The organism is Amycolatopsis sp. WAC 04169 (assembly GCF_003947535.1).
In the GTDB taxonomy this organism is placed as follows: domain Bacteria; phylum Actinomycetota; class Actinomycetes; order Mycobacteriales; family Pseudonocardiaceae; genus Amycolatopsis; species Amycolatopsis keratiniphila.
Map to the genome: position 1 here is coordinate 699,181 of NZ_QHJI01000004.1, position 23,085 is coordinate 722,265.

Sequence of the window (23,085 nt, forward strand, 5' to 3'; positions counted from 1 at the left end):
CGACCGGGCGGCTCGGCCACAGCGACGCAGGTCACTTCTGTGCCGAGGCCCGGCCGACGAAGCATTCCGGATCGAACTCCCCGCCGAACCACGGCGAAAGACCCGCCTTGGCCCGGTCGGCGAACTCCTCGGGCCCGGCCGTGCCCAGCCCGGCGGGCAGCACGCCCAGCAGCGGGGCCCCGGCGGCGACCGGCAGGTCCCGCAGATTCGACACCGCCGCCAGATCCGGCTCGTCCGGCCAGGATCCGATGATCACCCCGGCCACGGTCAGCCCGCGTTTGGTGGCGACCTCGGCGGTCAGGGCGGTCGCGTTGAGCGTGCCCAGCCCGGCCTCGGCGACGATGATGACCAGCGCGCCCAGCGACCACGCGACGTCGGCCAGCGTGGCCCCGTCGGCGTCGAAACGGACCAGCAGCCCGCCCGCGCCCTCGATGAGGGTCAGGTCGTGTTCGCCGTCGAGGTCGCTCGCCGCGGCGGCGATCTCGCTCGGGGCGAGCGTCGGCAGTCCCGAGAGCCTGGCCGCCGCCTCCGGCGACAGCGGATCCGGGTACCTCCGCAGCTCACGGGTGGTGACCGGGCCGGCGAGGCGGAGGACGTCGGCGAGGTCGCCCGGCTCGTCCGGGCCCACTCCGGTCTGCGCCGGTTTCAGCACGGCGACACGCTGGCCCTGACCGGCGGCCAGAGCGGCGATGGCGGCGGTGGAGATCGTCTTGCCGACACCCGTACCGGTGCCGGTCATGACCAGCATGCTCACGTGCGTTGAATCTAGTGGGTCGGAATCGAGTCCCGCTGAACGGCTTCCGTTAGCCCCCGGATGCGGTGACGACCCCGACCGGGGCGAACGACGGGCTCCCCTCGTCCGACAGGTAGACCTGCGCCGCCCCGACGTCGAAGTACATACCGGTCAGGTGCAGCTCGCCGCGGGCCTCCGCCTCGGCGATCAGCGGGTAGTGGCGCAGGTGCTCCAGCTGCTGGAGCACGTTGTTGAGCGCCAGCCGGTCGACCTCGCTGTCCGGGCGTTCGCCGTCGAGGGTCACCGTGGCCTCGCGTTGCGCGCTCGGCTCGGCGTGCCGCAGCCAGGAGGCCAGCATCGGCGCGCCGTCCGGGGCTCCGGTGGCCAGCGCCTGCATCGCGCCGCAGCCGGAATGACCGCAGACCACGATCTCGCGCACCTTCAGCACGCCGACGGCGAACTCGACGGTGGCCCCCATCGACGGATCGGCCCGGCGGGCGGGCACGAGGTTCCCGATGTTGCGCACGGTGAACAGGTCGCCGGGACCGCTCGTGGTGATCATGTTCGGCACGATCCGCGCGTCACCGCAGGTGATGAACAGGGTGTGCGGCGACTGACCGGCGGCCAGCTTGCTGAGCGCGGGCTGCATGAGCGCGGCGGTGCGCCGCTGGAACTCGGTCGCCCCGCGCAGGGTGGGCCCGCCGCGCTGTCCGGGCAGTTCGACGTCCTTGGCCTGCCAGTCGGACCACGGCGCGAGGAACCGCGGCACCGAACGCGCGGCGGCCGTCCGGGTCAGCGTGGGATCGCCGGACTTGCCCTTGGCGAACCACGGGTGCCCGACCTCGTCGACGATCACGGTGCCGCCGGCGCGTTCGTGGCCCTGCTGCCAGTTCGACAGGCTCTCGAAGGCGGCGTGATCGAGGTAGTCGACGACCAGTTCCAAGGTCACCTTCGCGCCTTCGGGCACGGTCGCGAGCACACGGCTGAGCCTCGGCACCGAAAGGAACGTCAGGACGCCTTCGACGACGACGCGCCATTCGTCGCCGTCGCGCTCGGCGTGGATCCCGGACCACACCGTGCGCCGCAGCATCAGCAGCACCGACAGCGCGATACCGAGCAGGACGCCGGTGAGCAGGTCGAAGACGACGACACCGGCGAGCGTCACCAGGTACAGCCCCAGGTCACCGTGCTTGAGGACCTGCTTCATGTGGCCGGGGTTGACCAGTTTCGCGCCGACGTGGACGAGCAGACCGGCCAGCGCGGCGAGCGGGATGTTCTGGATGAGCCCGGCGAACGCGGCGACGAACACCAGGATCCAGACGCCGTGCAGGATCGCGGACGCCCGGGTGCGGGCACCGGCGGCGACGTTGGTCGAGCTGCGGACGATCACACCGGTGACGGGGAGGCCGCCCAGCGCGCCGGAGGTCATGTTCGCGGCGCCCTGGCCGATCAGTTCGCGGTCGAGGTTCGACCGCGGCCCGGTGTGCATCTTGTCGACGGCGACGGCCGAAAGCAGGCTTTCCACGCTCGCGATGAGGGCGATGGTGACGACCGCGACGGCGAACGCGCCCCAGCCGGTGTCCGGGAATTCGGGCGCGAAGCGGATGTTGAGCAGGTCACCCGGCAGGTCGACCCGGGGCAGGGTCATCGCGGTGGCGACCGACAGCACGGTCACCAGCGCGATCGCGGCGAGCGGGCCGGGCACCTTGCGGACGGCCTTGGGCAGCCGCGGCCAGACGAGCAGGATGCCGATCGTGAGCACGCCGATCAGCGCGGCGGTGTCGTGGTGGCCGACGATCTGCGCGGGCAGTTGCGCGATGTTCTCGAGCGCCGAGCTCTGCGCCGCTCCGCCCAGCACGACGTGGAGCTGGCCGAGCACGATCGTGACGCCGATCCCGGCCAGCATGCCGTGGACGATGGCGGGCGAGATGGCGAGCGCCGCGCGGGCGATCCGGCTCAGCCCCAGCAGGATCTGCAGCGCGCCAGCGGCGACGGTGATCGCGCAGGTGGTCGCCCAGCCGAAGGTCGCGATGGTCTCGGCCATGATCACCGTCAGGCCGGCGGCCGGGCCGCTGACCTGAAGCGCGGAGCCGCCGAGGGCTCCGGCGACCACACCTCCCACCACGGCAGCGATCAGCCCCGCGACGATCGGCGCCCCTGACGCGAGAGCGATCCCGAGGGAAAGCGGGACGGCGACGAGGAACACCACCAATGAGGCGGGCAGGTCGTGACGAAGCACGGCGAGAGGTTTGGGCTTCTTAGAACTGGCGAGCATGATCACCAGGAAACTGGTGAATTGTCCGATTCGCACCACCTGATCGAGTGAATATCACTCTACGAACGGGTGGCGTGGCCCACTTTCACCCCGATTCGTTGCCTGGAGATGTCTCCCGCGTTGCGAAAAGCCTTGTCCTGTCCCGGATCCTGGGAACTATCGGTCGGCCGCCCGGTCAAGATCGTCGTGAGTGGCGAGGACGGTTAGAACCGTCCTCGCCACTCACGACGTGTCAGGACTTCACCGGGGCCGCCGCCGAGGTGAACGACCGCAGCGCTTCGTCGAGCAGGTACACGTTCGCCTTCCCGACGTCGAAGTACATCCCCGTCAGGCGCAGTTCCCCGCGCGCCAGCGCGGCGTCGACCACCGGGTACGAGCGCAGGTTTTCCAGTTGCTGCACCACGTTGTGCAGCGCGAGCCGATCGCCTTCGTGCGACGGCCACGCGCCGTCGAGCAGCACCGGACCCTCGCTTTCCCTGCGCCGCATGGTCGCCTCGCCATGGCGGAGCCAGCCGCCGAGGTGCGCCAGGCCGGCGGGCGCGTCCCCGAGCAACGCCTTCATCGCGCCACAGCCGGAATGCCCGCACACCACCACTTCCCGCACCCGCAGCAGCCCGACGGCGTACTCGATCGCCGCCCCCACCGAGAAATCCGCTTCGGCGCGCGGGACGAGGTTCCCGATGTTCCGCACGGTGAACAGGTCGCCCGGCCCGCTCGTGGTGATCAGGTTCGGCACGATCCGCGCGTCGCCACAGGTGATGAAAAGCGTATGCGGCTGTTGCCCGTTCGCCAGCCCGTCCCAGGTGCTCCGCAGCAGCGGCGCCGTCCGCCGCTGGAACTCCGAAGCACCGCGGCACAACGGAACGCTGCCGCCGCGCTGGCTCGGCAGTTCGAGATGTTCGGCCTGCCATTGCGACCACGGCGCGAGCCAGCGCGGCACCACGCGGGACGCCACGCCGCGGCGCACGGTCGGCACGCCCGCCTTGCCGCGTTCGAACCACGGATGCCCGATCTCGTCGACGATCACGGTTCCCCCGGCGCGTTCGTACGCGCGCTGCCAGCCGCGCAGGCAGTCGAAAGCGGCGTGGTCGAGGTAGTCGACGAACAGTTCCAGCGTCACCTCCGCCCGCTCGGGAACCTCCGCCAGCACGGTCGTGAGCCTTGGCACGGAAAGGAAAGTGAGCGCGCCCTCGATGACGACGCGGGTCCGCGAGCCGTCCTGCTCGACGTGGATCCCGGAGAACAGCATGCGGCGCAGCATCAGCGCGAGCGCCACCGCGATCCCCGCGGCGACCCCGGTCAGCAGGTTCACCGCGACCGCGCCGAGCAGGGTCGCGAGATAGACCGGCAGATCACCGTGACGGCGGACCTCGCGGAGATTGGTGAGGTTGACCAGTTTGGCGCCGACGTAGACGAGGAGACCGGCGAGCGCGGCGAGCGGGATCAGCCGCAGCGCGCCCGCCAGGAACAGGCAGCAGCCGAGGATCCAGACGCTGTGCAGGATCGCCGACATCCGGGTGCGGGCGCCCGCTTCGAAATTGGTCATGGTGCGCACGACGACGCCGGTGACCGGGAAACCGCCGAGCGACCCGGCGGCGACGTTCGCCAGGCCCTGGCCGACCAGTTCGCGGTTGAGGTCGGTGCGCTGCCCGTCGCGGAGTTTGTCGATGGCCACGGCGGAAAGCAGGCTCTCCAGGCTGGCGATGAGCGCGATGGAGAGGACGGCCCCGATGATCGCGGCCCAGGACCCGGACGGCACCTCGGGGACGAAACCCAGCCCCGGCAAGCCGTTCGGGAGGTCGACGCGCGGCAGGTCCATCCCCGCCGCGGCGGAAAGGCCGGTCGCCAGCGCGACGGCGGCGAGCGGGCCGGGGACGCGGCGCACCGATCGCGGCATCCGCGTCCAGGCCAGCAGAACACCGACGGTGACGACACCGATCAGCGCGGCCTGGTCGTGGTGCCCGACGATCCGGCCCGGCAGCGCGAGGACGTTCTCGATCGTGGAACCCCGCGCCACCCCGCCGAGCACGACGTGCAGCTGGCCGAGGACGAGGATCAGCCCGATCCCGGCGAGCAGGCCGTGCACGATGGCGGGCGAGATCACCAGCGAGGCGCGGGCGACGCGGCAGAGGCCGAAGAGGATTTGGACCAGGCCCGCCCCGGCGGTGATCGCGCAGGTGGCGGCCCAGCCGAAGGTGGCGATGCTCTCCGCGATGACGATGGTCAACGCGGCGGAGGGACCGCTGACCTGCAGGGCGGAGGCGCCGAAGAGGCTCGCGACGATCCCGCCGACGACGGCGGAGACGAGTCCCGCGAGCAAGGGTGCTCCGGCGGCGTGCGCGACGCCGAGCGAAAGCGGGACGGCCACGAGAAAGACGACGACCGAAGCCGGGACGTCGTGGCGGAGGTTCTTCAGGAGGGTCGATGCGGGATTGCGGCGGCCCGGAGGCCCGGTGTCGTGCTCGTCACCAACGATGTCGATCATGGGGGCAGGAAACCGGATCGGCGCGCAAAAGTCCGCTACGCAAAGGATTCTCAGGTTTGCTTGTGCGCCCGAGAACTAGGACATAACCGGCTTTCGCGACAAAGCGCCCGAGAAGGACCCCGATCGGACTCGCCCGTTCGCTTGACCAAGATCAACTCGCGACCACGCTCTGTACCGAGCGTGGCCTCTCCGGATTGCTGTGGCCGCTGTCACACTCTTTGGGCTGAATTTCGCCGTTTTTACGCTTTTTGTGCGGCCGAGACCATTGCGGAAGTGATCGCGGCGAGGTCGTCCGCCTCGGAGATGTAGGGCGGCATCGTGTAGATCAGGTTCCGGAACGGGCGCAGCCAGACCCCGTTCCCGGTGAGGACCTCCGTCGCCACCGCCATGTCCACGGGATGGTCCAGTTCGATCACGCCGATGGCGCCGAGCACGCGCACGTCCGCGACCGCGGGCAGCTCGCGAGCCGGTTCGAGCCCGGCCTTCAGCGCGGCCTCGATCCGCGGGACGTCGGACTTCCAGCCGCCTTCGGCCAGGATCCCCAGCGAGGCGTTGGCGACGGCCGAGGACAGCGGGTTCGCCATGAACGTCGGGCCGTGCGCCAGCACGGGCAGCTCGCCGCGCGAGATCCCGTCGGCGATTTCCGGCGTGCACAGCGCCGCCGCCATCGTCAGGTACCCACCGGTCAGGGCCTTGCCGAGGCACAGGACGTCGGGGGTGACCCCGGCGTGCTCGGCGGCGAACATCCGGCCGGTGCGGCCGAAACCGGTGGCGATCTCGTCGAAGATGAGCAGGACGTCGTTCGCCTCGGTGATCTCGCGCAGCGCGCGCAGGTACGCGGGCGGGTGGAACCGCATCCCGCCGGCGCCCTGCACGACCGGCTCGACGATGATCGCGGCCAGCTCGTCCGCGTGCCGCCCGATCTCGGTCGCGAGCAGCTCCAGGTAGTCCTGATCCGGCTCGTCGGCGAAACCGCCGGGCGGCCTGGGCAGGAACAGCTGGTCCGGCAGGATCCCGCGCCACAGCGAGTGCATGCCGCCCTCGGGGTCGCAGACGCTCATCGGCGTGAACGTGTCGCCGTGGTAGCCGCCGCGCCAGGTCATCAGGCGCCGCTTTTCCTTGCGCCCCACCGATTGCCAGTACTGCAGGCACATCTTGACCGCGACCTCGACCGACACCGACCCCGAGTCGCACAGGAAGACGTGCCGCAACCCCTCCGGCGCGAGGTCGACCAGGGTCTTGGCCAGCCTGATCGCCGGTTCGTGGGTGAGCCCGCCGAACATCACGTGGCTCATCCGGCCCGCCTGCTCCGCCAGCGCCGCGTCCAGCACCGGGTTCCGGTAGCCGTGGATCGCCGCCCACCACGACGACATGCCGTCGACCAGTTCGCGGCCGTCGTCGAGGGTGAGCCGGACCCCGCTCGCCTCGCGGACGAGCAGGGAGTCGATCGTGCTCGGCATCGGCGCGTACGGGTGCCAGACGTGTTCCGCGTCGAGCGCGAGAAGTTCGGCGGCGTCCATCCGGCGACCCTACGACACGCCCTCCTCAGCGCAGGCGCACAGGGAGGGTTTCCAGACCATGCACCAGGGTGCTTTCCCGCCACCGCAGGGTTTCCGGTTCGGCGTCCAAGCCGAGGGCGGGGAACCTTTCCAGCAGTCCGCGCAAGGCGATCCCGGCCTCAAGCCTGGCCAGCGGGGCGCCGACGCAGTAGTGGATGCCGTGGCCGAACGCGAGATGTCCCGTCGCCGAACGCGTGACGTCCAGGCGGTCCGGGTCTTCGAACCGTCCGGCGTCCCGGTTCGCGCCCAGCAGGGAGACGAGCACGAACTCGCCGGCCGGGATCTCGACGTCACCGACGGGCACGGCCTCCTTGGTGAACCGGATGGTCGCCAGGTGGATCGCGCCGTCGTAGCGCAGGAACTCCTCGACCGCGCCGGGAATCAGGGCGGGATCGGCACGGAGGGCGGCCAGCTGGTCCGGCTCACGAAGAAGCGCCAAGACACTGTTCGAGATCAGGTTGACCGTCGTCTCGAATCCCGCCACCAGCAGCAGGAACGCCATGGCCAGCAATTCGTCCGAGGTGAGCGAATCGCCTTCGTCGCTGGCGTGGATCAGGGCCGAAAGCAGGTCTTCGGCGGGCTCGGCGCGTTTCTCTTCGATGAGGTCGACGAGGTACGCGTGCATCTTCGCGGCCGCGGCCTGGAGTTCCTCCGGCGTCGACCAGGCGACCATCGTGTTCGACCAGGTCGCGAACGCCGGCTGGTCGCCCGCGTGGACGCCGAGCAGTTCGCAGATCACCCGGATCGGCAACGGGACGGCGAAAGCGGGCAGGAGGTCGATGCGCTCGGCGTCGCCGATGCCGTCCAGCAGTTCCGCGGTGATCTGCTCGATCCTCGGCCGCAGACGGGAAACCGTACGGGAGGTGAAGGCCTGGTTGACCAGTTTGCGCAACCGCGTGTGGTCCGGCGGATCCGAGTTGAGCATATGCGCGCCGAGCGCGCGGACGGCGTTGTCGGCCGCGGATTCGAAACCGTCGCGTTCGAAGAGCCGCCGGATCGCCTCCGGATCCTTGCCCACCCGGGAATCCGCGAGGATCGCGCGGGCTTCGGCGTATCCGGTGACGATCCAGACGTTGAGGCCGCGCGGCAGCCGGACCTTGCGGGCCGGGCCCTCTTCACGCAGCAGCGCCGAAACCCGGTGCGGATCCTGGACGAGCTCCCAGTCCAGGTTCTTCGGTTCCCCCATCGGTACGCCTCCCCCGGCGCGCCGGTCAGCGTTCGGCCAGCGCGGCCACCACTCGCTCGGTCACCTCGGTCCAGTATGCCCGCTGTTCCTCGCGCTCGTCGGCGCCCGCGAGCCATTCCTGGTGGAAACGGAGCGTGGTCTTCTGGTCGGTGCCGCTCACCGTGATCTGCAGGGTCGAGTCGTGGTCCCAGTCCTTCGGGCGCCAGGTCAGCCGGAGCTTGTCGCCTTCGGAGCGGCCGCGGATCTCGCCGGTCGTCCCGTTGGCCGTCTCGTACGCCGCGCCCAGCTCGTGGCCGAGTTCGGCGCCCGGACCGAGCCAGATGCCGACGCCCTCGCGTCCGACCAGGAAGTCCCACACCTGGGTGCCGCTGTACGGCACCGTCTGGGAAACGCCTACCTGCCAACCACTTCCGGCTGTTTTGGCCGTTGTCTTGGTCACCGGGCCATCATCCCATCGGGTGTACCGTGCGACAGTCACCGGTCCGGGTGGAGGATGTCTTCCCGTGCGCTACCGTCCGATTTCTCCCGCTCTGCTGGTCTCCGAACTGACCGAGCGCATCACGACGATCACGGGCCGCCGCCGGATCGCGGTCGCGATCGACGGCGCGGCCGGTGCGACCAACACCACAGAACTCGCCGACGCCCTGGTCGATCCCCTGCGGATCGCCGGTCACGCGGTGTTGCGGATCTCGGCGAACGACTTCCTCCGCCCCGCCTCGTTGCGCTTCGAACGCGGCAAGGAGGACCCGGACTCGCGCTACGGCGACTGGCTCGACCTCGGGGCCCTGCGCCGCGAAGTGCTCGACCCGCTCGCCGAGGACGGCAGCGGCCTGGTTCTCCCGTCCTTATGGGATCCGGTCCGCGATCGCGCCACCCGCGCCGAACGCGTCGAATTGTCCGAGGGCGGCGTCGTCCTGCTGGACGGCGAGTTCCTGTTCGGCGCCGGGCTCGCCTTCGACCTGAGCGTGCACCTGTGGCTCTCGCCCGGCGCGCTGAAGCGGCGCGTGCCCGATGCCTGGGCGCTTCCCGCTTACGCGCGCTACGAACAGGAAGTCGATCCGTCGGCGCTGTCGGACGTGGTGATCCGCGTCGACGATCCGAAGCATCCGGCGCGCTACGAACCCTGATTTCCTCAGCGCACCGCCGCGACGGGGTCGCCGTCGAGCAGGCCGGAAAGCCGGCTCGCCATGGTGTCCCACCGCCAGTTCTCGCCGACCCAGTCGCGACCGGCGGCCCCCATCCGCCGTGCCCGTACCGGATCGGCCAGCAACGCGGCCAGGGTCTCCCGCAGCTGCTGCTCGTCGCGGCCGTCGACGACGTGCCCGGTGACCTCGTCGAGCACCGTTTCCGGCGCACCACCGGAATTCCCGGCGACGACCGGCAGCCCGGTCGCCGACGCTTCCAGGTACACGATGCCCAGGCCCTCGACGTCGAGCCCCTTCCCGCGCGTCCGCGCCGGCATCGCGAAGACGTCGCCCGCGTTGTAGTGCGCGGGCAATTCCTTCCACGGCACCGATCCGGTGATGACGACGCTGTCCTCGACCCCCAGCGCTCCGACGAGCCCGGTGAGCGTCTTGCGGTACGGGCCGCCGCCGACGAGCAGCAGCGCCACGTCCGGGATCCGCTTGCGGAGCTCGGGCAGGATCTTGATCAGCATGTCCTGGCCCTTTCGCGGCACCAGCCGCGAAACGCAGACGATCGTCGGCCGGTCGGCGAGCCCGTGCCGCTCGCGGATCTCCTTGCCCGCGGCCGGATCCGGCCGGTAGAGCGCGGTGTCGACGCCGCACGGGAGCATCTCCAGCCCCGCCATCGGGCCGAAGGCGGCCGAAAACCGGGAACGCGTGTACTTGCTGACGTAAGTGATCACGTCGACGGTGTCGCCGATCCGCCGCAGCGCCTGCCGTGAGCCCGGCAGCATCGACCAGCCGACCTCGTGGCCGTGCGTCGACGCCAGCACCCGGCGCGCACCGGCCGCCCGCAGCGGATGCCCCAGCAACGCCAGCGGCGCCGCGGCGCCGAACCAGACGGCCTCGCAGTCGCGGGCGCGCATGATCTCCTTCGCCCGCTTGAGCACGTCCGGGGTCGGCAACATCAGCGACGTCGGGTGGCGCACCACCTCGAACGGGGCGGCGGCGTCGAACTCGCCGTGCGAGCCGGTGCTCGACTCCCATGAGGGGGCGTAGACGACCAGGTCGTCCGCGGGCAGGCGGGTGGCCAGCGAGTTCAGGTAGTTCTGGATACCGCCCGGCCGGGGCGGGAAGTCGTTGGTCACCAGCAGGGTCCTCAGCACCCCTGCAGGCTACTTGGCCCTCCGCATGCGAAAGGGGCGGCACCGCTTGCGCGGTACCGCCCCTTGTCGTCTGTTCGTCAGGCCGTCGGGCGACGGGCGCCGACGTAGTTGTTCTGCAGCGGCGACACCTTGACGACGTCACCGGTGGTCGGCGCGTGCACCATCATGCCGTTGCCGACGTACATGCCGACGTGCGAGACCGGCGAGTTGTAGAACACCAGGTCGCCCGGCTGGAGCTGCGACCTCTGCACCGGGGCGCCGAAGGTCGACTGCTGACGGCTGGACCGCGGCAGGGTCAGACCGGCCTGCTTGTACGCCCAGAGCATCAGACCGGAGCAGTCGAAGGACGACGGCCCGGTGTCACCCCAGCCGTACGGGCTGCCGAGCTTGCTCTTCGCGGCCGCGAGGGCCGCCGCCGCGGCGGGACCCGGGGCGGGCAGGTTCGGGAACGCGCCGCCCTTGTCCTTCTGGGCGTTGCGATCCGCGGCGCTCAGGTTGCCGCCGGCGCGCTCGATCTCCTTGAGCTGGTCGCTCAGCGTCTTCTGGCGCGCCTCGATGTCCGTGGTCAGCTTGGCGGCCGCGTCACGGGCGGAGGTGGCGGTGTTCTGGGCGTCCGCCGCCTGCTTGGCCGCGGCCGCGGCCTGGGCGACGGCACCGCTCAGGTTGGTCAGAGCGGTGTTCTTGTTCGCGGCGAGGACCTCGAGTGCCGAGGAACGCTCCAGGAAGTCCTGGGTCGACGCGCCCGACAGCAGCGACGACAGCTTGTTCAGCTGCACACCGCTGGTGAAGGAGGCACCGGCGAACTTGTTCACCTCGGCCTGGAAGGTCTTCTCGTCGCCGGCCGCCTTGATGCCGAGCTCCTTGGCCGCGGCGGCGTCGGCGGTCGCCTTGTCGAGCTCACCCTGCTTCGCGGCGAGGTCGTCCTTCGCCTTGAGGAGGTCTTCGTTCGCCTTCTCCGCCTGTGCCGCGAGGTCGCGGTACTTGGCGAGCGCGTCCGAGCCGGACGGGGGCTGTTGGAGGGCGGGGCCTGGGGCAGCGGTGGCTGAAGGCTGGGCCACTGTCACCGCGGTGATCACCGCGGCCGCGGCCAGAGCTCCTGACACCACGCGCTTGACTGGATGCGACTGCACGGTCGCGCGTGTCTCCTTTGCTGTCGGCCACCGACTCGGAACCCGGGACGAAGAGGTCGGGGGCCCTCTTCCGCGAAGCCGCGACCCCGACCGTGAGGCCCGCGCGGTTCCCCGCGTTTCCCGCCTCGCGCCTGGCCGAGTGCTATCGCAACAGGTTTGGCGCTTGGCTGGTTCCGGTGCAGCTCCCCGACAAAGCTGCCTCAGTGGCGATCCCGTGTCGCCGTCCGGCGACGGCTTCCGGCCACGAGATCTCGGACAGGTTACGAAACCAGGGGCACCGCGTCCACCATGGGAAGGGCAAAAACTCTCCGTGATGCGCCGAAACACCTTCGGACCAGCATGAGCGGAAAGGTGTGACGGGCGTTACATCCTGGGGCTGGTCACGACTACCTACCGTTCACCCGATCGGATCGACCACTCGTCGAATGCCCCGGTCGAGGTGTGTCGTCAGGCCGATTTCCGGCGCTCCTGCTCGACGATCTCGACCATCCGGAGGCGTGGCACCATCCCGGCTTCGGCGAGCGCGTCGACCGCTTTCCGCTCGTCGGCGTCCCATTCGAGCGCGGGCGGCGCGCCGAGAAGGACGCTGACGACACAGTCATGACATGCGTCACCGCGGACCGCGCACCGGTCGCAATCGATGACGAGCGTCTCTATGTCCGCTATATCGGCGATGGCCTTGTCATCCATCTCGGGCTCCTCACTTTCAGTGGTGAGGCGCACATTAAGAGCGACCACCGACAGTTTCGGGCCTCGTGAGTGGTTAGGACGGTTCTAACCGTCCTAACCACTCACGAGGCTCAAGCTGTCCACAACCAGTCCTTCCATCCACAACTTTCGGCAGTGTTCCCTTGTCGCCCTGTCACCCGGCCACCGTGGACGTGTGCCCCTACACAGACGCTGGTCGGAAGAAGCCATCCCGGCCGAACAACGACCGAGCTGGCCGGTCCTGATTCAGGAACAGCACGGCATCGTGACCAGAGCGCAGCTTCTGGCCTACGGACACAGCAAGGCCGCCATCGTCGCGAACCTCGAGGCAGGGCGCTGGCAGCGCGTACTACCGCGGGTCTACGCGACTTTCACCGGCCTTCTCCCGAGGCAGGCCAGGATTCATGCCGCGCTCCGCTACGGAGGCGGGCACGCGGTGCTGAGCCATCGCACCGCGGCCGAGGAATGGCGGCTCGTGCCGGTCGAGGAAGGTCCGATCGAGATCACGGTGCCCTATTCCAGTTCCGCGATTTCCCAGCCTTCACTGGTGAAGGTGCACAGGTCGCGAGCACTCCCGTACGCGGCGGCCGAGGCATGGCCGCCGCGTACCAAACCCACGGACACGATCGTCGATCTGGCGGTCTCCCAAGCCAGCGGACGGGACGCGGTGAACGTCGTCGTCGACCTCGTCAGCCGGAGCAAAGTCCCGGTCTCCGCGATGCGGGAGTGCGTCTCGATGCGTCCGCCTTTCCGCTTCCGCGCCGAGATCCAGCGTGGTCTCGAACTGGTTGCCGGAGGCCTCATGTCAGCGCTCGAAGTGGAGTTCAAAGAGCAGGTGGAGGAAAGGCACGGCCTGCCGCCGGGCGACCGGCAGACAGCGGTCAAAGTCGACGGGAAGACGTTGTGGGAAGACGTCACCTACGACTCACGAGGCGCGGCGCTGACCGTCCGTCTGGATGGGCGGGCAACCCACGCGATGGCCGCCGTCGCGTTCCGGGACCGCCGGCGGGACAACGCGGCCGAACTCGCCGGCCGGGCCCGTCTGGTCTACGGCTGGCGGGACGTCCGGAATTCGCCGTGCCAAGTCGCGGCCGAGGTGCGAACGGTCCTGATGCGGGAGGGGTGGCGACCGACGGCCGAGCGGGTCACCTGCCCGAGGTGCTCGTGAGTGGTAAGGACGGTTCTAACCGTCCTTACCACTCACGACACACTTCAGACCCGGCTGAGCCGCGACACCAGCACCGCCGAAGGCACCGGATGCGCGCCCTTGCCCCGCACCGAATCCGCCACCGCCCGGTCCGTGCTCGCGACCACCATCGGCCGCCCCGGCGGCTCGGCCGCGACGAGGGACCGGATGACGTCGTCCGCGAGCACGCCGCGTTCGGAGAACAGCACCCGCACCCCGCGCGGCACCGCGGCGGGCACGGAAAGCACACCGGCGCCGTCGAACACGACGGTGACTTCGGCCGAAGTCCGCGCGGCGAGTGCGGACAGCTGGTGGATCAGCCGGTCGCGCTGGTCGGAAAGCGCCAGCTCCGGATACCCGGTCTTCGTGACGTTGTAGCCGTCGACGATCAGGTGCACGTTGGGCAGCGCGAGATGCCGGTCGAGCGCGGTGACGTCCTGGATCTTGCCGCCCGCCCCGAGGCCCGAAGTCGCGCCGCGCACCATGTCCGCCGGACGCTGCCCCCGCGCGCTCACCGAAAGCTCGCGGCGAAGCCCGCCGACGGCGCCTTCGATCGTGTCCAGCAGCAGCCCGAGCCTGACCTCGTCGGCCTGACGCGCCTCACGGGCGGACTGACGGGCGATCTCGGCGTCTGTGACGGCCTTCTCCGCCCGAGCCCGCTCTGCCGCGACTCGCTGCCTCTCACGGTCTAGCTGGGCCTTCAGCGCTTTGATCTCTTCGGCGCTCTCGGCGCCTCCGCTTTCCAGCCGAGCGTGCGCCTCCGCGACGGCGTCCTTCGCCTGGCGCAGTTGGACACCTTGTTCCCGCAGGCGTTTCAACAGCTTTTCGACCTCGGCGTCGCGTTCGCCCCGCGCACCACCGGCGATCTCCTTGGCTTCACGCAGTTCTTCGCGCAGCTGGGCCAGTTCGGTCTCCAGCCGCTGGTTACGGGCCAGCGCGGCGTCGCGTTCGGCACGCAACGCCGTCTCTTCGGCGTTCTTCGCCACCAGCCGGACCCGTCCGGCCGCGCCCGCCTCTCCGAGCAGCACGGCGGCCGCCGCGGCGGCGACGGAATCGGGGGCGTTCGGGTCCAGGGCGTCCTTGCGGTGGTCACGCAACCATTCGGTGACCGCGACCCGGAACTGCGAAGACTCCCCCAACGCGGTGAGCAACGCCGTCCCGCCGAGTTTCGCGCGTTTCGCCGGGGCGAACTTCGCCACCGGGCGCAGCTGCCTCGGCAGGTCGGCGACCGGCAGTTTGCCGACGGCGGCGGCCGCCAGCTCGGCGATCCGCTCCCGCACGGTCTCCGGCAACGCGGTCCAGCCTTCGGCGGGCACCTCTTCGGACGGCTCCGGCGCACCCGCCGACGCCACGACACCCGAGGGGCCGCCGGTGGCGTCCTCGGGCGTTTCGGGCACTGCGGGCTGCGGTTGCATCGCTCCAGCGTAGGCCCCATGGCCTCGGGGCGCGCTCGATGGGACGGCGTGCGCGCATCCTGGGATTGTCGGTGCCCGCCCCTACTGTGCCCGACCATGGACACCGGACGGCGGCCCGGCGCGGCGCAACTCGCCTTCGACGAGCTGGGAACTCCTTTGCGGGACATCACCTTCGTCGTATTCGACCTGGAGACCACCGGGACGAAACCCGGCCCGGACGGGATCACCGAGATCGGCGCGGTCAAGATCCGCGCGGGCGAGATCGTCGGCGAGTTCGCCACCTTCGTCAACCCGGGGATGCCGATCCCGCCGCAGATCGTCGAGCTCACCGGCATCACCGGCGCGATGGTCTACGACGCTCCCCGGATCGAGCGCGTGCTGCCCGCGTTCCTCGAATTCATCTCCGGTGCCGTGCTCGTGGCGCACAACGCCGCCTTCGACACCGGGTTCATGCGCGCCGCCTGCGAAGGCCACGGCTACCACTGGCCCAAGACGGCCGTCGTCTGCACGGTCCGGCTCGCCCGCCGGGTCATTTCCCGCGACGAGACGCCCAGCTACCGGCTTTCCGCGCTGGCGGCGTTGTTCGGAGCGCGCACGACGCCCAACCACCGCGCGCTCGCCGACGCGCGCGCCACCGTCGACGTCCTGCACGCGCTGCTCGAACGGGTGGGCAACCTCGGCGTCCACACCCTCGAAGAGCTGCTGGACTACCTGCCCGAGGTGACCGCGGCCCAGCGCCGCAAACGGTCGCTGGCCGAGCATCTGCCGTCGAGGCCGGGTGTCTATCTTTTCCGCGGCCCGAGCGACGAGGTCCTCTACGTCGGGACGTCGTCCGATCTGCGCCGCCGGGTCCGGCAGTACTTCACCGGTTCGGAGAGCCGGGGGCGGATCCGGGAGATGGTCGCGCTGGCCGAGCGGGTCGACGCGGTGGAATGCGCGCACGCGCTCGAAGCCGCCGTCCGCGAGCTTCGGCTGATCGCCGCCCATCGCCCCATGTACAACCGCCGCTCCAAGAACCCCCGGCACTCGTGGTGGGTCGCGCTGACCGAGGAGGCGTTCCCGCGCCTCTCTGTGGTCCGCATGCCGCGCGACGGGATGCTGGGGCCCTTTCGCACCCAGACCGACGCCCGGTCCGCCGCGGACACCCTCGCCGGCGCCTCCGGGCTGCGGACGTGCACCCAGCGCATCTCGGCGACCTCGCCGAACGGGACACCCTGCGTCCTCGCCGAGCTCGGCCGCTGCGGGGCACCGTGCGCCGGGAAGCAGACGGTCGAGGCGTACCGGCCGGGAGTGCTGGCGGTGTCCGGTCTCATCGCCGGGACGGACGGGCGTCCGCTGCGGGCCGCCGCCGACCAGCTGGCCCGGCTCGCCGCGGCGGAGCATTACGAGCAGGCCGCCCAGCACCGCGATCAGCTGGCCGGGCTGATCCGCGCGGTCGGCCGGGCGCACCGGCAGTCGGCGCTCGCGGGTATCCCGGAGCTGATCGCCGCCGGGCCGGACGGGAACGGCGGCTGGGAACTGGCGGTGATCCGGCACGGCAGGCTCGCGTCGGCGGGGGTCGCCCGGCGCGGGGTGCCGCCGATGCCGGTCGTCGAGATGCTCGTGGCCTCGGCGGAGACGGTGATCCCGGGGCCCGGCCCGCTCTTCGGCGCGATCCCGGAGGAGATCGGCATCCTGCTGCGCTGGCTGACCCGTCCGGGTGTCCGGCTCGTGCGCACGACGCATCCCTGGGCGGAGCCGGCGGCCGTCGCCGGCGGCTGGCAGGAGTGGCTCGACCTGGCGGCGAGCGCGACGGCGCTGGAACGGGTGGCGGGCTAGGATTCGCACACCGGATTCATTGACGTAGGAGGCGCTGTAGTGATCACCGCGATCGTGTTGATCCAGGTCGAGGCCGATGCCATCCCCGAGGCGGCGCAGGCGATCGCGGACATCGAGGGTGTCCGCGAGGTCTACTCCTGCGCGGGCGACGTCGATCTGATCGCCTCGGTCCGCGTCGCGGCCCACGAGGATCTCGCGGATCTGATCCCGGCGAAGATCGGCAAGGTCCCCGGTGTGCTGAGCACCGTCACGCATATCGCGTTCCGCTCGTACTCGAAGGCCGACAAGGAGTCCGCGTTCGACATCGGCGTCGAAGGAGCTTGAGGACAAACAAGAACCCCGCCCCGTCGGTGACTTTTTAACCTTCGGGGTGCATCTTGCGCAAACCGCCCATTCGCGGTTAGCTGGGTTCAGAATCGGAATTTCACTGGGGGAATTCCGGTACTGGGGATTCCGGGGTATGTACCGATGATCGATCCGTCATGGGATCGCGGCGATCGCCGCCACATTCACTCCACACGAGCCACCGCATCGCCCGTCGGCGGAAGCTGCTCGCCGATCCATCACCGAAGCCGCCGGATACGCGGCCACTGACGAAGCCTTTCCCGGCGATTGAAGCAGTCGCCGGGTAAGCGCGGGCGTTTTCCCGACAAGGATTCGAAGAACTTCGAATTCATCGCCGGCTCCGGTTTCGATTCCGGACGCCGTTGCCACCGACACCTTTCCCGGCACCGTCCGGGAAGGGTCCCCGTTAATTCAACCTGCACCGAAGCTGACTGGGGGCTTGGAGTGTACAAGCGTATTTTGTCCTGCGCGCTTTGCGCCGCGGCGTTGTTCTCCGGGACGGTCGCCGTTCCGGCGGGGCTCGCCGCCGAAACCGGAGTACACGCCACCGCCGCGGCGATGACACCCGGCGAGATCGCCCGCTGGGAGGTCCTGACCCACGCCAGGTACAGCGTCCACAGCACGGTGAAGACGGACGCGTGGATCGCTCTGCTCAGCGAAGACCCGGAGGCGGCGTCCATCGAGTTCCTCCGCTATCCCGGCGGCGGGCTCGAATACGCGACACAGCGGGCGCTCAACCGCGACGAAGGCAACAAGCGGTTCCTCCGGCGGCTGCTGGAGACCCACCTCCGGGCCTACTCGCCGGAGGTCTACGACGCGGCGAACCACCACTTGACGGCGACCGCGTCCAAACGGGAGCAGTTCTGTCACGGCGGCGGCTACGAAGCCGCGAAGGCCCGGGATCAGAAGTTCCGCGCCGACCTCGGCGAGCAGAAACGTGCCCTCGTCGAGGAAGACCGCCGATACGTGCGGATGCTCGCCGAGCGGGATCCGGGCACCCAGGTGAGATTCGCCGCGGCTTACGCGGTCCGCGAGGGGGCGACCGACGACGACCTGACCGATTTCTTCGCCTGGGGCTGGGCACAGGGCGCGCGGCTGGACATCGAGACCTTCCGCGAAGAGATGCTGCGCCAGAACCGCCAGTGGCAACTGACGATCACCCAGCTGATCGTCGACGCCGAAGCCGCCGAAAAGGCCGCGCGGGAAATCGAAGGCGAAGCAGGCAAGGAAGCCCGTGACCGGGCCGCGGCCGCCTGGCGCAAGGTCGGCACCGAGGTTTCGCCGGTGCGGTCGAAATGGGAAGAGGCGCGGGACTTCGCCCAGCGGCAGGCGGAAACCTGGCACGCCATCCTGCTCGCCGCGCAGCAGGCCGCCCAGAACCCCAACTGGAAAGCGATCATCGACCCCGCGAAGACGGTGGAAGGCGACTGGACGGACAACCGGTCCCTCTCCGGCGAAAACGTCGAGTACTGGGAGTCGTTGCTGCGGAAGGCCCTCGAAGGCGAGCAGCGGATCAAGAACCCGAGCTGATCATTCCGCCGTCCGGTTTCCCGCGGCGGCTTCCTCTCGAGAATAGGTGACTGGGGTATGCGAAGAACGTCCATGTCAAGGCCATGGCTCAGCCGTGGCATCGCGGTGGCCGCCGTCGCCGCCGTGTTCGCCGGGCTGATGGGCGCACCGGCGGGTGCGGCCGAAACACCACCCGGCCAGGGAGTGCCGCCCGCCGTGCCCACCGCGGAACCCGACCTCGAGTCGACCACGGTTCCCCCGGCGTCACAGCGGGACAAGGTGCTGGCCGTGGAGGCGATCGAGGTCGGTGAGGCGACCGACGATTGGCTGAGGCTGTCCGACAAGAACTTCGTCTTCAAGGTCTACGAGAAGATCAGCATCGACGCCTTCCCCCGCACCAAGGCGGAAGCGTCACGGATCTACGGTCTCACCGTCGCCGACGCCTCGGCGTTCATCCGGACCGGTATCCACGAATTCGTCCAGCGCGATCACGACGAGAAGATCCTCCGCGACATCGAGCGGCGGGACCGGATCGGCGCGCGGATGAAGGCGCTCGAGAACGCCCGCATCATCCCGCTGGACCCCGTGCTGCTCGACCTCACCGACCGGAACTTCGTCTTCCAGGTCGCCAGCCGGGCCAAGAGCGGCTCCAAGGTCCAGAGCGGTGCGATGGCCGCGTACAAGGGCGACGCCGCCGTTTGGAAGACCTTCATCGAGGTCACCATCCTCGACCTCGCCGAGCAGGACATCATCGAGCACCTGGAACGCCTCCGGCAGGAGAACGCCGAGAAGGCGGCCCGGGAAGAGCGCGACATCAAGCGGCGCACCGCCGTCGCCGAGATCCCGGCCACCTTCCAGAACGTCTGGCTGGACGCCGAGGACGACGTCTTCGTCCGTGAGCTGCTGCGGCTGCCCGAACTGGCCAACCCGGCGAACATCGAGGTCAAGGACGCGGCGGAGCGCGCCTCCCGCAGCACGGACCCGGCGGCGTGGAAGGCGTTCATCGACACCGGGCTCAAGGCGGCGGCCGGACGGGACAAGGCCCGCCGTGAAGCGCAGGAAGACCAGGCCAACCGGGACGCCGTCCGGCAGCTCAAGGTCCGCGCGGAGAACAGCGGGCTCCGGCCGCGGCTGGTCGCGGCCGCCAACGTGGCGCTGGCGGGCAACCGCGACGCGGTGGTCACGTTCCTGCGCACGGGCCAGTACGAGGTGCTGACCCAGTCGTTCGGGACCTACACCCCCGGCGTCCGGGGCTGGCACGTCCACACCGGCGGGGGCGACGCGTGGATCACCACCGGGAACCCCGGCACCGACGGAACCAAGCCGTTGCCGTACGCGACCTGGAAGGTGGCGAGCGGGCTCGCCGATCCGCTGTGCTACTCGCTGGAGTCCACCGACCGCGCCGGGAACTACCTGCGGCAGCAGGATCTGCGGGTCAAACTGCACGGCAACGACGGCACCGACCAGTTCAAGAAGGACGCCACCTGGTGCCCGCGGCGCAACGGCGGCGAGGTCCAGCTGGAGTCGAAGGCGCACCCGGGCCGGATCATGCGGCATATCGACGCGCAGCTCTGGATCGCCCAGCAGGGTGGCGGGAACTGGTTCGACACGGACCGGCTCTTCGTCGAGGACTCGCACTGGCGGGTGGTCGCACCGAATCCCGAGGTGTCGACACCGCTGATGCTGGACTGGTTCAACAACGACGGCCTGCGCGGGCTCGCCGGTAATCCGAAGGCGACGGAAATCCACGACGCGGGTGTCCGGTTCCGCGAATTCGCCAACGGCCGCCTGTACTGGGGCCCGGAGACCGGCGCGAAGTTCATCACCGGCGAGATCCTCACCCGGTACCTGAGCCTCGGCGGGCACAAGTGGCTGCTGCCGAGTACCAACCAGCTCAACGGGGTCAACCGGTCGATGATCAACTTCCACGGCCACAACATGGCGATCTACTGGACACCGGCGACCGGAGCCAAATTCGTGATGGGCTCCATTCGCGACCGGTGGAATTCGCTCGGCGCGGAAAACGGCAGGCTCGGTTTCCCGACCAGCGACGAGTTCACCATCCCCATCGGCCGCCAGAGCAATTTCGAGCACGGCTACATGACCTGGAACTCCAGCACGTACGAAATCCTCGTGTACATGTCCGTCGGCTGACCGAATTCGTCCTGCTCCAGCCGGGGGCCTGGGAAACGCTCCCTGGCCCCCGGCTGACCTTTTCGTCCGAACAAAGGTATGCGAAATGCGAAGATCACTGATCGTCGGCAGACGACCAGCCGGAAGTATCGCCGTCCTGACCGCCGTGACCGTGCTGTGCGGCCTGTTCACCCCGGCCACCGGGTACGCCGCTCCCCCGGCACCGTCGAGCCCGACCGTCGAGGCGCCCGCCCCGTCCGCCCCCGAGGCACCGGTTCCCCGCGAAAGCCCGGACGCCGCGGCGGCCGAACTGCCGAGCGCGACCGAAACCGAAAAGGTGCGGGCGGTTTTCGAGATCGAAGTCGGTGAGGCCACCAAGGAATGGCGCGAGGCCACCGACATGAATTTCGTCTTCAAGGTCTACGACAAGATCAACGCGACGAACTTCCCGGTCACCAAGGCCGAGGCCTACCGCGTCTACAAGGTCATGCTCGACAACAACGCCGCCCCCGACGCCACGGCGTTCATCCGCACCGGCGTCTTCGATTTCGCCGCCCGCGACCGCGTCGAACGGCAGCGTCGACAGGAGGCGTGGGACCGCACCGTCCAGTTGCGCCGGGAGATCCTGATCGACGCCGACATCGTCGGTTTCGACGACGTCATGCTCAACGACAACGATCAGATGTTCATCTACAAGGTGTACCAGAAGGCGAGGCCGGAACAGCCGAAACTCAAGCAGGGCGCCTTCGACGCGTTCGGCGGTGACGCGGCGGTGTGGAAGGACTTCATCGAGAACAAGATCCGGGCGCTGAATCGCCAGGACCAGCTCGACTACCTCGACCGGTTGAACCAGGAGAACCAGGAGGCCGCCCGCAGGGAAGCCGCCAGGATGGCGAAGAAGGACGCCTGCGACAAGGTTCCCGTCATCGCCGTCGCGGCCTGGCTCGACCTCGCCGACGACGACTTCATCCGCGAGCTGCTGAAGACCCCGGAACTCGCCGACCCCGCGCACCGCGAGATCAAGGACGCGGCCACCGTCGCCCTCGCCGGGGTGGCGGCCGACTGGGACCGCTACATCAGGACCGGGGTCGCCGAGGCCCGTGCCAGGGACGACGCCCGGATCCTGCGGGAACGGGAGGAGGCCGACCGGCAGAAGGTCCGCGACATCAAGGCCAAGGCCGACGCGAGCAGGCTCCGTCCCCGGCTCGCCGCGGCGGCGGGCGACGTCGCCGCGAACGGGACCTGGGACCAGGTCAAGGACTTCCTCGCCAGGGGCCAGTACACCGTGCTGGAACAGGCGTTCGCCGGAGTCACCGCCGGACGGCGGGGCTGGCACGTCCGCAGTGCCGGCGGCGATGCCTGGGCCACCCCGGGAACCCAGCCGTCGAATGTCGTCACCGCGCCCTTGGGCGACGCCACCTGGAAGATCGTCCCCGGGCTCGCCGACGCGAACTGCTTCTCGCTCGAATCGGCCACCCGGGTCGGCAGTTACCTGCGCATCGCGCCGAACCTGCGGGTCCAGCTGGCGGGCAACGACGGCACCGACGTCTACAAACTCAACGCCACCTGGTGCGCCAAGGCGGGCAGGGACGGCAATCCGACCAACGTGACACTGGAGGCGAAGGCGCATCCGGGCCGCTACCTGCGGCAGTACTGGGGCGAGCTCTGGGCGGCCAACGGCCTGAGCAAGGAGAACAACTTCGACACCGACGGCAACTTCGCCGCCGACATCAGCTGGATTCCCGTCGGCCCCAACCCTTCGATCACCACGAAGATCGACGAGCGCTGGCTCAACGAGGACTGGTGGGGCTGGAACGGCCTCGGTCCGCAGACCCAGCCGGAAAACATCTTGAACGGCATCCGGTACAAACGCTTCCAGAAGGGTGGCGCCTTCTGGTCGGCCCAGCACGGCGTGGTCCGGATTATGGACCCGCTGCTCAACAAGTACCTCGAATCCGGCGGCCGGAACATTCCGGGATTCATCCCCAGCGGGGATACGGGATACCTGCCCGACGGGAAGGGCGCGCGGAACCTGTTCGCCGGCCCCAGAGGCATCTGGTACCACCCGAACATCGGCCCGAAGCTGATCTACGGAGCCATTTTCGATCGGTGGGCGGCACTGCAATACGAACGGAGCAGGCTCGGCTATCCCACTTCCGACGAAATGGATTTCCCCGGCGTACCCGGTAAACGCGTGAGCTACTTCCAGAACGGAAGGATCGAACACACCGCCGCCGAAGGCGCGAAAGAGTACTACAACTGACAAACCCGAGGTGCCTTGCCGGGTACACCGGCAAGGCACCTCATTCACCC

Annotated in this window: 17 protein-coding genes; 7 read left to right on the top strand and 10 right to left on the bottom strand. The window is 69.5% G+C overall.

Annotated elements, in window-relative coordinates; translation table 11 throughout:
* Positions 1 to 31: 31 nt before the first annotated feature.
* From bioD to DMC61_RS12345, 6 genes are all read right to left on the bottom strand, one after another.
* Entirely contained in the window at positions 32 to 754 is a 723-nt protein-coding gene (gene bioD, locus DMC61_RS12320) for a dethiobiotin synthase (protein WP_063277373.1), read from the bottom strand.
* Between the two features lie 49 nt (positions 755 to 803).
* Positions 804 to 3,008 carry a bifunctional SulP family inorganic anion transporter/carbonic anhydrase gene (locus tag DMC61_RS12325; RefSeq protein WP_125689447.1) on the bottom strand — a complete coding sequence of 735 codons (2,205 nt, stop codon included), beginning with the start codon at positions 3,006 to 3,008 and terminating at the stop codon, positions 804 to 806.
* A 232-nt stretch (positions 3,009 to 3,240) separates the two neighbouring features.
* Positions 3,241 to 5,493 carry a bifunctional SulP family inorganic anion transporter/carbonic anhydrase gene (locus tag DMC61_RS12330; protein WP_125689323.1) on the bottom strand — a complete coding sequence of 751 codons (2,253 nt, stop codon included), beginning with the start codon at positions 5,491 to 5,493 and terminating at the stop codon, positions 3,241 to 3,243.
* A gap of 239 nt (positions 5,494 to 5,732) precedes the next feature.
* Positions 5,733 to 7,013 (bottom strand): adenosylmethionine--8-amino-7-oxononanoate transaminase, encoded by a 1,281-nt coding sequence (locus DMC61_RS12335; RefSeq protein ID WP_125689325.1) that lies wholly within the window; start codon positions 7,011 to 7,013, stop codon positions 5,733 to 5,735.
* Positions 7,014 to 7,038: 25 nt separating this feature from the next.
* Positions 7,039 to 8,238, bottom strand: a complete 1,200-nt coding sequence (locus tag DMC61_RS12340) for a cytochrome P450 (RefSeq protein ID WP_125689327.1) — start codon at positions 8,236 to 8,238, stop codon at positions 7,039 to 7,041.
* Between the two features lie 25 nt (positions 8,239 to 8,263).
* Positions 8,264 to 8,617, bottom strand: a complete 354-nt coding sequence (locus DMC61_RS12345; RefSeq protein WP_016336029.1) for an SRPBCC domain-containing protein — start codon at positions 8,615 to 8,617, stop codon at positions 8,264 to 8,266.
* 124 nt (positions 8,618 to 8,741) lie between these two features.
* Here DMC61_RS12345 and DMC61_RS12350 point away from each other — a divergent pair, with 124 nt between their 5' ends.
* Positions 8,742 to 9,365, top strand: coding sequence for a uridine kinase (locus DMC61_RS12350; RefSeq protein ID WP_125689329.1), 624 nt, complete (start codon positions 8,742 to 8,744; stop codon positions 9,363 to 9,365).
* Positions 9,366 to 9,370: 5 nt separating this feature from the next.
* Here DMC61_RS12350 and DMC61_RS12355 read toward each other — a convergent pair whose 3' ends face one another.
* The 3 genes from DMC61_RS12355 to DMC61_RS12365 all read right to left on the bottom strand — a co-directional run bounded on the left by DMC61_RS12355 (position 9,371) and on the right by DMC61_RS12365 (position 12,348).
* Positions 9,371 to 10,528, bottom strand: a complete 1,158-nt coding sequence (locus DMC61_RS12355) for a glycosyltransferase family 4 protein (RefSeq protein ID WP_199749964.1) — start codon at positions 10,526 to 10,528, stop codon at positions 9,371 to 9,373.
* A 77-nt stretch (positions 10,529 to 10,605) separates the two neighbouring features.
* Positions 10,606 to 11,658, bottom strand: coding sequence for an NlpC/P60 family protein (locus DMC61_RS12360; RefSeq protein ID WP_016336032.1), 1,053 nt, complete (start codon positions 11,656 to 11,658; stop codon positions 10,606 to 10,608).
* A 447-nt stretch (positions 11,659 to 12,105) separates the two neighbouring features.
* Positions 12,106 to 12,348, bottom strand: a complete 243-nt coding sequence (locus tag DMC61_RS12365) for a hypothetical protein (RefSeq protein WP_063277368.1) — start codon at positions 12,346 to 12,348, stop codon at positions 12,106 to 12,108.
* 193 nt (positions 12,349 to 12,541) lie between these two features.
* Between DMC61_RS12365 and DMC61_RS12370 the strand changes: the two genes are divergently transcribed.
* Positions 12,542 to 13,534, top strand: coding sequence for a hypothetical protein (locus DMC61_RS12370; protein ID WP_125689331.1), 993 nt, complete (start codon positions 12,542 to 12,544; stop codon positions 13,532 to 13,534).
* A 44-nt stretch (positions 13,535 to 13,578) separates the two neighbouring features.
* On the opposite strand, the gene DMC61_RS12375 is transcribed toward DMC61_RS12370, so the two are convergent.
* Complete coding sequence (locus DMC61_RS12375; protein WP_125689333.1) at positions 13,579 to 14,967, bottom strand: NYN domain-containing protein; 1,389 nt, start codon at positions 14,965 to 14,967, stop codon at positions 13,579 to 13,581.
* Positions 14,968 to 15,063: 96 nt separating this feature from the next.
* Here DMC61_RS12375 and DMC61_RS12380 point away from each other — a divergent pair, with 96 nt between their 5' ends.
* The 5 genes from DMC61_RS12380 to DMC61_RS12400 all read left to right on the top strand — a co-directional run bounded on the left by DMC61_RS12380 (position 15,064) and on the right by DMC61_RS12400 (position 23,035).
* On the top strand, positions 15,064 to 16,785 hold the full coding sequence (locus tag DMC61_RS12380; protein WP_125689335.1) for a DEDD exonuclease domain-containing protein: 1,722 nt from the start codon (positions 15,064 to 15,066) through the stop codon (positions 16,783 to 16,785).
* 39 nt (positions 16,786 to 16,824) lie between these two features.
* On the top strand, positions 16,825 to 17,109 hold the full coding sequence (locus DMC61_RS12385; RefSeq protein ID WP_125689337.1) for an Lrp/AsnC family transcriptional regulator: 285 nt from the start codon (positions 16,825 to 16,827) through the stop codon (positions 17,107 to 17,109).
* A gap of 465 nt (positions 17,110 to 17,574) precedes the next feature.
* Entirely contained in the window at positions 17,575 to 18,660 is a 1,086-nt protein-coding gene (locus DMC61_RS12390; RefSeq protein ID WP_125689339.1) for a hypothetical protein, read from the top strand.
* A gap of 72 nt (positions 18,661 to 18,732) precedes the next feature.
* Positions 18,733 to 20,793, top strand: coding sequence for an AbfB domain-containing protein (locus DMC61_RS12395; protein ID WP_158634089.1), 2,061 nt, complete (start codon positions 18,733 to 18,735; stop codon positions 20,791 to 20,793).
* Positions 20,794 to 20,878: 85 nt separating this feature from the next.
* Positions 20,879 to 23,035 (top strand): AbfB domain-containing protein, encoded by a 2,157-nt coding sequence (locus DMC61_RS12400; protein WP_125689343.1) that lies wholly within the window; start codon positions 20,879 to 20,881, stop codon positions 23,033 to 23,035.
* Positions 23,036 to 23,085 lie beyond the last annotated feature (50 nt).